The sequence below is a fragment of the Candidatus Nitrotoga sp. M5 genome, assembly GCF_927904885.1.
Classification (GTDB): Bacteria; Pseudomonadota; Gammaproteobacteria; order Burkholderiales; family Gallionellaceae; genus Nitrotoga.
Genome location: NZ_CAKMNW010000056.1, coordinates 76776 through 90342, shown reverse-complemented (window position 1 = coordinate 90342; position 13567 = coordinate 76776). Strand labels below are relative to the sequence as shown.

General features: G+C 47.2%; 11 protein-coding genes and 1 pseudogene. All 12 read right to left on the bottom strand.

What is annotated here, in order from left to right; genetic code table 11:
- Window positions 1–59: 59 nt before the first annotated feature.
- Window positions 60–407, bottom strand: a pseudogene (gene rbfA, locus MJ770_RS10945) (30S ribosome-binding factor RbfA); the annotation flags it as partial.
- Complete coding sequence (gene infB / locus MJ770_RS10940; RefSeq protein ID WP_239254067.1) at window positions 400–3027, bottom strand: translation initiation factor IF-2; 2628 nt, start codon at window positions 3025–3027, stop codon at window positions 400–402. The pseudogene rbfA and the gene infB, both read right to left, overlap by 8 nt.
- Window positions 3028–3278: 251 nt before the next feature.
- Window positions 3279–4751, bottom strand: coding sequence for a transcription termination factor NusA (gene nusA / locus MJ770_RS10935; protein WP_239254065.1), 1473 nt, complete (start codon window positions 4749–4751; stop codon window positions 3279–3281).
- A 248-nt stretch (window positions 4752–4999) separates the two neighbouring features.
- Window positions 5000–5425, bottom strand: a complete 426-nt coding sequence (gene rimP / locus MJ770_RS10930; protein WP_239254054.1) for a ribosome maturation factor RimP — start codon at window positions 5423–5425, stop codon at window positions 5000–5002.
- A gap of 487 nt (window positions 5426–5912) precedes the next feature.
- Window positions 5913–6284: a MerR family transcriptional regulator gene (locus tag MJ770_RS10925; protein WP_239254053.1), complete on the bottom strand. Its 372-nt coding sequence runs from the start codon at window positions 6282–6284 to the stop codon at window positions 5913–5915.
- On the bottom strand, window positions 6265–6570 hold the full coding sequence (locus tag MJ770_RS10920) for an integration host factor subunit alpha (RefSeq protein WP_239254052.1): 306 nt from the start codon (window positions 6568–6570) through the stop codon (window positions 6265–6267). The genes MJ770_RS10925 and MJ770_RS10920 overlap by 20 nt, the downstream gene beginning before the upstream one ends.
- 10 nt (window positions 6571–6580) lie before the next feature.
- Complete coding sequence (pheT, locus tag MJ770_RS10915; protein WP_239254051.1) at window positions 6581–8932, bottom strand: phenylalanine--tRNA ligase subunit beta; 2352 nt, start codon at window positions 8930–8932, stop codon at window positions 6581–6583.
- A 1-nt stretch (window position 8933) separates the two neighbouring features.
- Complete coding sequence (gene pheS / locus MJ770_RS10910; RefSeq protein WP_239254050.1) at window positions 8934–9953, bottom strand: phenylalanine--tRNA ligase subunit alpha; 1020 nt, start codon at window positions 9951–9953, stop codon at window positions 8934–8936.
- A 195-nt stretch (window positions 9954–10148) separates the two neighbouring features.
- Entirely contained in the window at window positions 10149–10508 is a 360-nt protein-coding gene (gene rplT, locus MJ770_RS10905) for a 50S ribosomal protein L20 (protein WP_239254043.1), read from the bottom strand.
- Window positions 10509–10518: 10 nt separating this feature from the next.
- Entirely contained in the window at window positions 10519–10716 is a 198-nt protein-coding gene (gene rpmI, locus MJ770_RS10900) for a 50S ribosomal protein L35 (RefSeq protein ID WP_239254034.1), read from the bottom strand.
- Window positions 10717–10884: 168 nt separating this feature from the next.
- On the bottom strand, window positions 10885–11403 hold the full coding sequence (gene infC / locus MJ770_RS10895; RefSeq protein ID WP_239254103.1) for a translation initiation factor IF-3: 519 nt from the start codon (window positions 11401–11403) through the stop codon (window positions 10885–10887).
- A 20-nt stretch (window positions 11404–11423) separates the two neighbouring features.
- Complete coding sequence (gene thrS, locus MJ770_RS10890) at window positions 11424–13337, bottom strand: threonine--tRNA ligase (protein ID WP_239254033.1); 1914 nt, start codon at window positions 13335–13337, stop codon at window positions 11424–11426.
- Window positions 13338–13567 lie beyond the last annotated feature (230 nt).

Here is a 13567-nt window from a genome sequence, read left to right as displayed (position 1 = left end):
TCGGATGCGTCCTCTGTTAATAAAAGGTCAAAATGAGCTATGGAAGGGCTGTGAGATATTTTGTCGCTGGCAACTGCTTGATCAATAAGTTGTGACAAATGTGCGCCACGCTCGATCGACGGATCGTAGATAAAATGCAGTTGCGGCATGATACGCAGCTTCATCGCATGTGCTAGTCGACTACGCAGATAACCGCTAGCACGCTCCAAACCCTGCTGCACTGCAGTGCTTTCACCATCCAAGGCGGTGTAAAACAACTTGGCGTGAGAATAATCCTTGGTCACTTCAACTCCTGTAAGAGTGATCATGCGTACTCGAGGATCTTTCACATCCAAGCGCAACAGCTGAGCCAACTCACGCTGAATTTGCTCGGCGATTCTGTCTGTCCTAGTGTAGCCTTTAGGCATTTAAAGGACGTGCCACTTCAATTATTTCAAACGCTTCAACTTGATCCCCTACTTCGAGGTCATTAAAATTACGCAACGACAAGCCACACTCGAAATTCGATCGAACTTCCTTGACGTCATCTTTGAAGCGTTTCAACGAATCCAGTTCGCCAGCATGAATAACCACATTGTTGCGCAGAACTCGTACCTGCGCATTACGTTTGATTATGCCATTAGTTACGTAGCAACCAACCACTGTACCGATCTTGGAGATGACGAATACTTGACGTACTTCCACCGTACCGAGGATAACTTCCTTTTGTTCCGGAGCCCGCATGCCTGACAGGGCTGCTTTAATAACATCTACCATTTCGTAGATAATATTGTAGTAACGGACATCTACGCCGGCAGATTCCGCAAGCTTGCGCGCAGCAACATCGGCACGAGTATTAAAACCAATCACAATGGCCTTAGAAGCCAGCGCCAGGTTAATGTCAGATTCACTGATCGCACCGACAGCACTGTGAATCAGATTAACCTTGACCTCATCGGTGGATAGTTTTTGCAGGGCATGTGCAATAGCTTCGCAAGAGCCTTGTACATCGGTCTTGATTATCAACGGCAGCATACGCACTTCGCCTTCTGCCATCTGTTCGAACATATTTTCAAGCGTAGCGGCTTGCTGCTTGGCAAGTTTCACGGCACGGAACTTGCCTTGACGGAACAAGGCAATTTCACGTGCCTTTTTCTCATCTGAAAGTACTAACAAAATTTCACCAGCTATAGGCACTTCGGATAACCCCTGTATCTCCACTGGGATCGACGGACCTGCCTCATTTATTGCCTTGCCATTTTCATCCAGCATAGCGCGGACACGTCCGGATACAGCGCCTACAAGCACAGCATCACCTCGCCTCAAGGTACCTGATTGCACAAGTATGGTCGCCACTGACCCCTTGCCCTTATCCAATCTAGCTTCAATCACAATACCCTTGGCCAAGCTTAGTTTGGGTGCGGTTAGTTGCAGCAATTCAGCTTGCAATGACACACTTTCCAACAGAGAGTCGATACCCAACCCGTTCTTTGCAGACACTTCAACAAACATTGTGTCACCCCCCCAGTCTTCCGGTACCACACCCTCTGCAACCAATTCTTGTTTTACGCGCTCGGAATTAGCATCGGCCTTATCAATCTTGGTTACTGCTACCACGATGGGTACGTTGGCTGCCTTGGCATGGTGGATTGCCTCTTTGGTCTGGGGCATCACACCATCGTCGGCTGCCACCACTAAAATCACAATGTCTGTCACTTTCGAGCCACGCGCCCTCATAGCCGTAAATGCTTCGTGGCCTGGCGTATCAAGAAAAGTAATCATACCTCGCTGTGTATTTACATGGTAGGCACCGATATGCTGCGTGATACCTCCCGACTCGCCACTGGCCACGCGAGTTCGACGGATATAATCTAGCAAAGATGTTTTACCATGATCAACGTGGCCCATTACAGTAACTACCGGCGCTCGCGGTTCAAGAGGAGCATTTTTGTGCTCGTCAGATTCTGTCAGGTAAGCGCCAGGATCATCCGCTTTGGCTGGTTTGGCAATATGCCCCAATTCTTCCACCACAATCATCGCAGTTTCCTGATCCAGAACCTGATTAATGGTCACCATGGATCCCAACTTCATTAGCGTCTTGATAATTTCAATAGCTTTGATGGACATTTTCTGTGCCAATTCCGCGACACTTATCGTTTCTGGCACCATAACCTCATGTACAACTGGCTCTGTCGGCAAGGAGAATGCGTGCTGGGCAATTTCTTCTTGCTTGACATGCTTAGCATGATGGCGTGGACCACCTTTTCCACGGCTAGCTGTCCAACCGCCAGGTCGCGAATCGATGACAGCGGGGGTGCGCTTTTTGTGGCCGGTATCAGTCCATGGACTAGCTTTGTCTGGAGCTGAATTTTTAACGCCCTTTTGGGCCGTAGGTCGAGCAACCTTGTCACCCGGCTTGGGCGTGGGCTTATGCAATGTACCTTCGGCTAAATCGGGCTTTGAAGCAGAGACTTCCACTTTTTCAGCATTTGAAGCCACCTTGTTGTCTGACACATTAACGATTGGAGCCACAGGCTGGGCAACTGGCGTCGCTTTGCGTTTGGCGTATTCTTTCTTAGCTTGGAATTCAGCAGCTTGGCGCGAGGCTAACTCTGCCTGATTACGAGCTTCTGCACTACGCAGAGCAAGCTCTTGCTCGCCCAATATTTCTGCTTTCGAAGTCTTTGATATAGTTTGCGTTGGGGTCACCTTTACGACATCAGCAACTGGTTGTTCCATCTGGACAGCTGTGATTGAGGCAACAACGCGCTTCTTGCGCACTTCAACCTGAATGGTGCGAGCTCTGCCCGTGCTATCCGACTTTTTGATCTCAGTGGTTTCACGACGAGTCAATGTTATTTTTTTATTGTTGGCGCTGCCACTACCATGCGTACTATGTAGATGTTCCAGCAGCTTTGCTTTATCCTGTTCCGATATGCTGTCTGATTCCTGCTGTCTAATAACACCGGCAGCTTGTAGTTGCTCAAGCAGCAATCCAACGGGCAAGCCAAGCTCACCAGCGAACTGCGCTACATTCATTTTTCCCATTACTACCCCTTAACCCCAAAAATTTGAGACTTATAGTACTCAATAGTCAACAGAAACCATCAGCCAGAACAGTTTATAAATTAAATCCATCCATCCATCCAGGCTTTTTCTAAGCAAGACTTTGTTCTATCGGACATACATAAATGACCGCATTGACTCGATACAAAATCTATATTTCCAATAAAATCTGGAATATATCTCATGCTATTTTTGATAGCACTGGTTAACACAATTACCCTTAGCTAACACCATTAAGCAAACCAAGGAGCGCGTGCGGCCATAATTAACCGATTTGCACGCTCTTCATCTATACTCGCCTGTTCAACCAATTCGTCCACGGCTAAATCGGCCAGCTGTTCCTGTGTGCTGATTCCTTTGCCTGCCAGAACACGCGCAGTGTGCTCGTCCATGCCTTCAAGTTTTACTAAATCTTCAATGTTATGCTCCACCTGCTCTTCGTTGACAATTGCTGCTGTCAACAGGGCATTACGCGCACGGCTACGTAACTCATTCACTGTTGCCTCATCAAGTGCTTCAATTTCTAGCATTTCACTCAGTGGCACATAAGCCACTTCTTCTAATGTGTTAAAACCTTCCTGAACTAGAATATCCGCCACCTCTACATCCACATCAAGCTTGTCCATGAATAAATCGCGCACATTGGAAAATTCCTGCTCATTCTTCTGGCTTGATTCCTCCATAGTCATAATATTGAGCTCCCATCCGGTCAGCTCACTCGCCAAGCGTACATTCTGCCCATTTCGACCAATAGCCTGCGCGAGATTCTCTTCCTCAACGACCACATCCATGCTGTGATTGTCTTCATCTACCATAATGCTAGCCACATCAGCCGGAGCCAAGGCATTAATTACACTTGTAGCCGAGTTTTCTGACCACATCACAATGTCAACGCGCTCTCCCGCCAATTCATTGGTTACAGCTTGCACACGCGAGCCGCGCATACCCACACAAGTGCCAATCGGATCTATTCGTTTATCGTAGGAGCGTACCGATATCTTTGCACGAACACCTGGATCACGCGCAGCACTAACTATCTCCAACAGCCCCTCCTCTACCTCTGGAACTTCAAGCTCGAACAACTTTATCAAAAACTCAGGCGTAATACGCGACAAGGTAATTTGTGGCCCGCGTATTGAACGATCCACGCGCAACAAATACGCACGAACTCGGTCTCCAACACGCATATTTTCCTTTGGAATCATCTGATCACGTGGTAGCAATGCTTCAATTTTGCCGAATTCGATGATGGCATTACCACGCTCGATGCGCTTCACTGTACCAGATACCAAGTGCTCTTTTCGCTCCATGAAGTCACTCAAGATCTGTTCGCGTTCGGCGTCACGAATTTTCTGAAAGATCACCTGTTTGGCTGCTTGAGCACCAATACGGCCAAAATCGATAGACTCTAATGGCTCTTCGATAAACTCATCTAGTTGGACATCCGGATTACGTTTCCGTGCCTCACTAAGCTTGACATGCAGATCAGGCGTTTCAAATGTTTCATCATCCATCACTTGCCAGCAACGAAATGACTCATATTCACCAGTATTACGGTCAATACTGACACGTACATCAGACTCTTCGGCAAAACGTTTTTTGGTGGCAGATGCTAAAGCAGATTCCAGTGCATCAAACACGACTGCCTTGTCCACGTTTTTTTCACGTGCCAAGGCGTCAACCAATAATAAAACTTCACGACTCATCACTGCCTCCAACCAACCCAAATGTTTTTAAACTAACGCGTTCACTCGCATATTTGTATATGCTTAATATTCGCCATATTAAATTTTGTTCCACCCAAGTAAATTGGTAACCACTTTACTTTTCACAATTGTGAGGTCAGACAAACAAAAAAAATTTTTGTTATATATTTTTAACGATAACGCGTAAATCGAATTTTAAAAGCATTTAACTCAAGCAAATCGTTCGCCGCAAATATACGGTTACAGCATCAAAATGTAGGCACCAAACGCACTTTATCCAAATTAGATAGTTCAACCAGCACCTGCTTGCCATCCACGTCTAATTGCAACACACCGTCCTGAAGGCTCCCGAGAATGCCGATGAAATTCTTACGGCCTGCCAACGGTATACGCAATTTTAGCTGCACCTTCTCACCACAAAAGCGGACAAAATCTGCTTCTTTTTTGATTGGCCGGTCTAATCCTGGAGATGAGACTTCGAGGCGTCCAAAATCCACCCCCTCTACCGCAAACAAGCGTGTCAACTGGTGACTGACCAATTCACAATCGTTCACCGTAATTCCAGCTTGCTTATCGAGAAGCACCCTCATCAAGCCTCTACCAGATACTTCAAAGTCAACTAACTCATACCCCAAGCCAGTCACCGTCGTTTCCACCAGTTTCACCACATCCATAAATCGTGCCCACAAATGAAAAACGGGCCTAGGCCCATCTGAAAATCTGCTCGGATTATAGCAAAAATAATCTGTTAGTGGAAATTGACGTCATCACGTCTTTCATTTTACATGAAGCGAGGTGTCAATTTTTTTGGGTATATCAATATGTAACACTTTCGTATTAATACTGACTTCGTCACAATTATTCATTGGTTACTGACAACTATATAGTAATAGGGAACTCTCGTTACCATCAAAATCATGCTTAACTCGCACTGCCACTGAAAAAGGAGCCAAGATACTGCATAGTCAACTTGATGACATAACTTAACGTGCTCAATAAATAGCGCATCTACCAGCGCCAGCATTTACCGAATGCTCCAGCTTTTGTACCCGAGAAATACATGCAAAGGAAAAGACACCCGATCTAAACCGCAAAGAGTGGTAATTCCACGTAATGAATGCTATTCGCACCAATCGTAAACTTCATTGAAGAATCGAAGCACTAATCCAGCAAAGCGAGAATTTCTCGGATTTCTCGGTGTAACTCGGACAAATTAGCGGATGACTGGAGTAGTTGCGGCTGAGAATCCTCCGCACGTTGCTCGATAGCGTTATTCAGGCGGCCACGAGCTCCATTGATGGTAAAACCCTCCTCATACAGCAGCTGCCTGATACGACGAATGAGTAAAACCTCGTGATGCTGGTAGTAGCGCCGGTTACCACCCCGTTTAACTGGTTTAAGCTGAGTAAACTCCTGCTCCCAATAACGCAATACATGCGCCTTCACCCCGCACAAGTCACTTACTTCACCAATAGTGAAATAACGCTTCGCCGGAATCGCTGGAAGAATTGACTTAGGCTTGTGGTTTTCCATGATAGTTTATCTCTACCATGCTCTTTAGTTTCTGGCTGGGATGAAAAGTCACTACGCGGCGAGCCGTTATGGGTATATCTTCGCCTGTTTTTGGATTACGTCCAGGGCGCTGGGGCTTATCGCGTAACTGAAAATTACCAAAACCGGATAGTTTGACACTTTCACCAAGTTCTAGTTGAGCACGAATTTCCTCAAAATAGGCCTCAACCATATCCTTGGCTTCACGTTTATTCAAGCCAACTTTTTCAAATAGTAAATCTGCGAGTTCTGCTTTGGTCAATGTCATTGATCACCCCTTATATTCGTAACTGCGCGCCATTTTGCTGCAAAATCTCGGCCAAACGCGCGATACTTAGTTCAATTTCACTATCAATTAATGTTTTTTTAGTATCTTGCAATAACACACGGAAAGCAAGGCTTTTTTTTCCGTCTCCCACTCCTTCACCACGATACTGATCAAACAGTGCAAGTTCTACCACATAAGGGGTATTGCTACCTAGCATAGCATCCAATAACGATTGAGCCGTTACACTTTCATCCACTATTACAGCTAGATCGCGACGCACCGGCAGAAACTTAGATATCTCGCTGGCATGCGGCACATCTCCTGACAACAGCGCGTTCAGCTCAACTTCAAACCACACCACCACCCGCGGAATTTCATATTGCTGCAACCACTTCGGGTGCAACTCTCCTATCCAACCCACCGCCCGCTCATGCAGCAAGATTTGTGCCGAACGTCCAGGGTGGGAAGCAGGGTGCGGCCTCGCCACAAAATTTAATAGCGCTGGCGCAAACAGTGCTTCTATATCTGCCTTTACATCGTAAAAATCCACGCTGCGCGCCGCCTCACCCCATTGTTCAGGAAGCTGTGTCCCATAACACAATCCTGCCAACTGCTCACGTTGGGTGTAACCTTCACGTGTAAAGCACATCCCTATTTCAAACAGACGTACACGTGATTGTTTACGTACCAAGTTGATACACAAAGCACCGATCAAACCACCTAAGAGGCTGCTACGCATCACCGCTAATTGACTGGAAATAGGATTTTTCAGAGTAACAGGCGTGGCATTAGCGCACAAATCACGCTCGACCTCTGCTTCAAGAAAAGCATAATTAATCGTTTCCTGATAGTCACGCGCCACCATAATTTGACACAGGCGAGACACTGGGCGCTGTGTTTCTGTTTGCGGCACCATCATGCCTACAACTTGTGGTGGCTGTGCCGGAATGGTATCGTAACCAACTAGCCGTGCGATTTCCTCGATCAAGTCCACTTCCAGCGACAGGTCAAAGCGGTAGCTGGGTGGAGTCACATAAAAATCGTCACCCTGCTGTTCAAATTTAAATTGCAATCGCTGCAGCAAAGCAGTGATTTCGGCAGCACCCAGCACAATACCCAACACGCGCTTTACTCGGCTGGTGCGTAACATTATCTCATTACGTGCTGGCAATTGTCCGCACACCTCGCTTATTGCACCTGCTTGCCCGCCACAAATTTCCAGCAATAATTGCGTAGCACGTTCCAGTGCCATGCGTGTCGCGGCAAAATCTACGCCTCGCTCAAATCGATATGAAGAATCGGTGGAAATATTCAATCTACGCGCTTTTCCAACAATAGCATCGGGGGCAAAGAAAGCGCTCTCCAGGAAAATATCACTAGTGGCCGTTTCCACGCTGCTTGCAATGCCGCCCATAATTCCAGCCAATGCCAGCGATTGCCTATCATCTGCAACCACCAGCATGTCGTCCTGCAGAATGATATTTTGTCCATTGAGCAAAACCAATTCCTCATCCGTTCGCGCATAACGCACTGTAATGCCACCGGCAAGCTTAGCCAAGTCGAAGGCATGAAGAGGCTGACCAAGCTCAAGCATGACGTAATTGGTTATATCTACTGCTGCATTGATGCTGCGCAGCCCGCCACGTTCCAGACGGCGCATCATCCACGAGGGAGTCGCAACAGCAGAATTTACGCCTCGCACAATACGGCCGCAATATAACCGACAAGCTTCGGGAGCATCAATACTGACGGTTACGGTTTCAGCAAAACTCGACTGAACGGGATCTACCTGCAACGCATTCAATGCCCCCCCGGCAATTGCCGCCACTTCCCGCGCTACACCTGCCATGCTTAAACAATCACTACGGTTGGGAGTAAGTTTCAAAGTAAACAGCATATCGTTTAGCTCTAAATATTCGCGTAACCCCACACCCACTGGCGCATCCCCAGGCAATGACCACAAGCCTTGAATCTCTTCGGTTAATCCTAGCTCCTTGGCAGAACACAACATACCGAAAGAGTCGACATTGCGCACCTTGGCTTGCTTAATTACAAATTCACCTGGCAAGACCGCACCAATACGCGCGCAAGGCACTTTCATACCAACGGCAACATTAGGTGCGCCGCAAACGATATTCAGAGATACCGCCTCACCCACATTAACATGGCACACACTTAGTCGATCCGCATCAGGATGCTTGATCACCTCCAACACTTCCGCCACTACTACATTGTTGAATGCAGGCGCCACGGCTTCCAGAGCTTCCACCTCCAGCCCAGCCATAGTCAATGAATGAGCCAGTGCGTGACTGGAAAGCTCGGGATTGATCCAGGACCTTAACCATTTCTCAGAAAATTTCATGCTAATTGAATTGCTTCAGAAATTGCAAATCACCTTCATAGAACAGGCGCAAATCAGCCACACCATAGCGCAGCATCGCCAAACGCTCGACTCCTAGACCAAAGGCAAAGCCCAAATACTTTTCGTTATCAATATTGACGTGCTGCAGTACATTCGGATGCACCATACCACTGCCTAGCACCTCCAACCATCCCGTACGACTGCACACGCGGCACCCCTTACCATTACATTGCACACACTGGATGTCCATCTCTGCCGACGGCTCGGTAAATGGAAAGAATGAGGGACGAAAGCGAACCTGTAAATCATCGCGCTCAAAGAAACATTGCATAAAATTCGATAGCACACCCTTAAGCATAGAGAAATTCACATCCTCATCAATCCACAGACCTTCCACTTGATGAAACATTGGTGAATGAGTCACATCTGAATCACAGCGGTACACACGCCCCGGTGCAATAATTTTCAATGGAGGCGCATTATTTTCCATATAGCGGATCTGCACCGGCGAAGTATGGGTGCGCAATACATGCTTTCGGTCGACGTAAAACGTATCATGCATGGCACGTGCGGGGTGATTCTCCGGGATATTGAGCGCTGTAAAATTATAAAAATCACTCTCTATTTCCGGACCAGATGCAACAGTAAAACCGAGTGAATGGAACAGGTTCTCAATGCGTTCAAGTGTGCGCGTGATCGGATGCAATCCACCACAACTCAGCCCTCTGCCAGGCAGGGTAACATCTAGCGCCTCCGCTTTAAGCTTAAGCTGCAACTGGCTATACTGCAGGGCTTCACGTCTTTGCTGCAACGCACTTTCGACGCCCTGCTTAACCTGATTGATCCTAACCCCTGCTGCTGGGCGCTCTTCAGCAGACAGCTTGCCAAGACCTTTCAACAACAATGTCAAACGGCCTTCTTTACCCAGATAGCGCGCCTTAACCTGCTCCAATTCCGCTGCCTGATCAATCGCCGCAAATTGCTGCAGCGCTTCGTCGAGAATTTTCTCTAGTTCTTGCATGATAATTATTTATTATGTATCTACTTCGGCTGTCAAGACAGAAAGGCTATAGGAGCTATTAAGCCGACATCACAAATCGCCTGAACGGTCATAAAAGTTATAAAGTTTGTTGCCAGTCAAGCAGACATCCTAAAGACGGTATAAAAAACAAAAAAGAGGCGCTGAACGCCTCTTTAAATGTGGTTTAGCGTGTGCTTAAACGCCGAGGCTGGCTTTAGCCTGTCCGACAATCTGTATGAATGCAAGCTTATCAAATACTGCAATATCCGCCAGCACTTTGCGGTCGATGCTAATCGAGGCTTTCTTTAAGCCGTTCATAAACACACTGTAGCTCAGTCCTTGCTCACGTGCAGCCGCATTGATACGTGCAATCCATAATGTACGGAATTGCCGTTTGCGTTGTCGGCGATCGCGGTAGGCGTATTGACCTGCCTTCATTACTGCAGCTTTGGCAATACGATAGACGTTTTTACGACGACCCCGATACCCCTTGGCCAAATCTAAAATTTTCTTATGACGCGCTCGCGCCGTTACACCACGTTTAACTCTTGGCATGTTCTACTCCTTATGCGTAGGGCATCATGGCGCGAACAGTCGCCGTGTTGCTTGCGTGAACTTCGGTAGTACCACGCAATTGACGCTTGCTCTTGGTGGTCTTTTTGGTCAGAATGTGGCGCTTAAATGCTTGTGCGCGCTTAATGCTACCGCCTGCACGAACTTTAAAACGCTTTGCCGCACCACTTTTTGTTTTCATTTTAGGCATAACGACTCCTTATTATTTGATAACACCAGGAGGCTCCTGACAGGAACACTTAAAAAACCCGGGATCACTTATCTGGGACTGTTTACTGCTAAACTGCTCTGACCAGCCCCTTAACCCGAGCAGTGTCGAAAAAATCACCACTAGCAATGCCAAGGGCAATTCATTAAATTATTTTTTCTTCGGCGCCAGTACCATCACCATCTGACGACCTTCCATTTTAGGATACTGCTCCACGGTACCGTGCTCTCCGAGATCGATCATGACTCGCTCCATCATTTGCATACCAATGCTCTGATGCGCAATCTCCCGCCCACGGAATCGTAACGAGATTTTGGTCTTGTCACCCTCCCCTAGAAATCGGGTTAGGTTACGCAATTTGATATTGTAATCACCATTATCCGTACCAGGCCTGAACTTAACTTCCTTGATCTGGATTTGTTTTTGTTTAAGCTTAGCCTCGTGCTGCTTTTTACTCTCGGCATACTTGAACTTACCAATATCCATAATCCGGCAAACAGGCGGCTCCGCCATCGGCGCTACTTCCACCAGATCCAAATCAGCTACTTCAGCCAAGCGTAACGCTTCTCCGATTGCCACAACTCCGAGTGGCTCCCCTTCTACTCCAACCAGCCGCACTTGAGGTGCTGTTATTTGCTCGTTGAGGCGTTGTTCTTTATCCTGAGCTATTGCAGTTTCTCCACAAAAAATTAAACCGTACTACCCGCTTGCAGCTCAACTTGCAGGTGTTGTAATAACACCGCAATCGACATCTGCCCAAGATCCTCACCTTTTCGGGTTCGCACAGAAACCAACTCAGCAGCCATTTCCTTATCGCCTACTATCAGTTGATAAGGTAACTTTTGCAAGCTATATTCTCGTATTTTATAGGTAATTTTCTCATTGCGCAAATCCAAGTGCACACGAAATCCAGCCGCACGCAAAATTTCTGCAACTTTAGTAGCATAGCCATCTTGGTCCTGCGAGATATTCAACACCACTATTTGTATCGGCGATAACCACAGCGGAAAAGCTCCAGCGTGGTGCTCGATAAGAATCCCCATAAAACGTTCTAATGAACCAAGAATAGCACGGTGCAACATAACCGGCGCTTTACGCGTATTATCTTCGTCAACATATTCCGCGCTCAAGCGAGCTGGCAGATTAAAATCCAGCTGGATGGTACCGCATTGCCACACACGACCCAGCGTGTCTTTCAGTGAGAATTCTATTTTTGGCCCATAAAACGCCCCCTCTCCAGGCTGCAACTCATACTCCAGGTCATTCTGACGTAATGCCGCAGAAAGTGCTGCTTCTGCCTTGCCCCAAGTTTCGTCTGAACCAACACGCCTCTCTGGACGCGTAGAAAGTTTTACCAAAACATCATTAAAACCAAAATCTGCGTATACTTTTTGTAACATTACAATGAAATCTGCCACTTCACTTTCTATCTGACGTTCGGTACAGAAGACATGCGCATCATCCTGGGTAAAGCCACGCACACGCATCAAGCCATGCAGAGAACCAGACGGCTCGTTACGATGGCAGGATCCAAATTCAGCCAGCCGCAGGGGCAGCTCACGATAACTGCGTAGGCCATAATTAAAAATCTGTACATGCCCCGGGCAATTCATCGGCTTCACCGCAAAATCCCGCGCCTCTGAATGGGTAGTGAACATATTCTCGTGATAATTATCCCAATGCCCAGATTGCTCCCAAAGCGTACGATCCATCATGGTTGGAGTGCGCACCTCCTGATAGCCATACTCACGGAACTTGCCACGCATGTAACTTTCAACTACCTGCCAAATAGTCCAACCATTCGGATGCCAAAACACCATACCGGGCGCATCGTCCTGCATGTGGAACAAATTAAGCTGCTTGGCAAGTTTTCGATGATCACGTTTTTCTGCTTCCTCCAAGCGGTACAGATAAGCATCAAGATCTTCCTTTTTAGCCCAGGCTGTACCATAAATACGCTGCAACATAGCGTTGCGTTGATCGCCGCGCCAGTATGCACCAGCCACACTCATCAACTTGAACACTTTGAGCTTGCCAGTGGACGGCACATGCGGACCACGGCACAGATCGGTAAAGTCACCTTCGGTATACAGTGACACGCTCTGCTCGACTGGAATGGATTCAATAATCTCCGCCTTGTAATGCTCACCTATGTTTTTGAAATAAGTCACCGCTTCGTCGCGCGGCAACTCTTTTCGCGATACTGGAATATTGCGCCGGGCTAATTCCGCCATGCGTTTTTCTAGCGCCGCTAAATCATCCGGGGTAAACGGACGCTCATAAGAAAAGTCATAGTAAAACCCGTTTTCAATCACCGGACCAATAGTCACTTGAGCCTCGGGAAATAACTCCTTTACTGCGTGAGCCAGAAGGTGTGCAGTGGAATGGCGAATAATCTCCAACCCGTCTTCGTCTTTATCGGTGATGATGGACAATGCGGAATCAGCAACAACAAGGTGAGAGGTATCAACCAGATTCCCATCCACCTTGCCGGCCAGCGCCGCACGCGCCAAGCCCGCGCCTATGCTCTGCGCTACTTCGGCCACGGTAATGGGCTGCTCGAAACTGCGTTGCGAGCCATCTGGCAATGTAATACAAGGCATATATATCTCTTAATTAAAGTAAAAATGACGTACTCGCGTACTCGCACACACAAACCGCAGCAAATGTCTAAAATGGCGGTTTATAACTGCGCTAGAGTCGCATTTATTATATTTATATTTTAGTAAGTGTGTGAATAATTTTGTTTATATGATTTTATAGCAAGAGGCTAGTTGACTTTATTATTGGAGTGATTATGGCTGAAGCAAGTAAAAGTTCTCATTGACTGTTT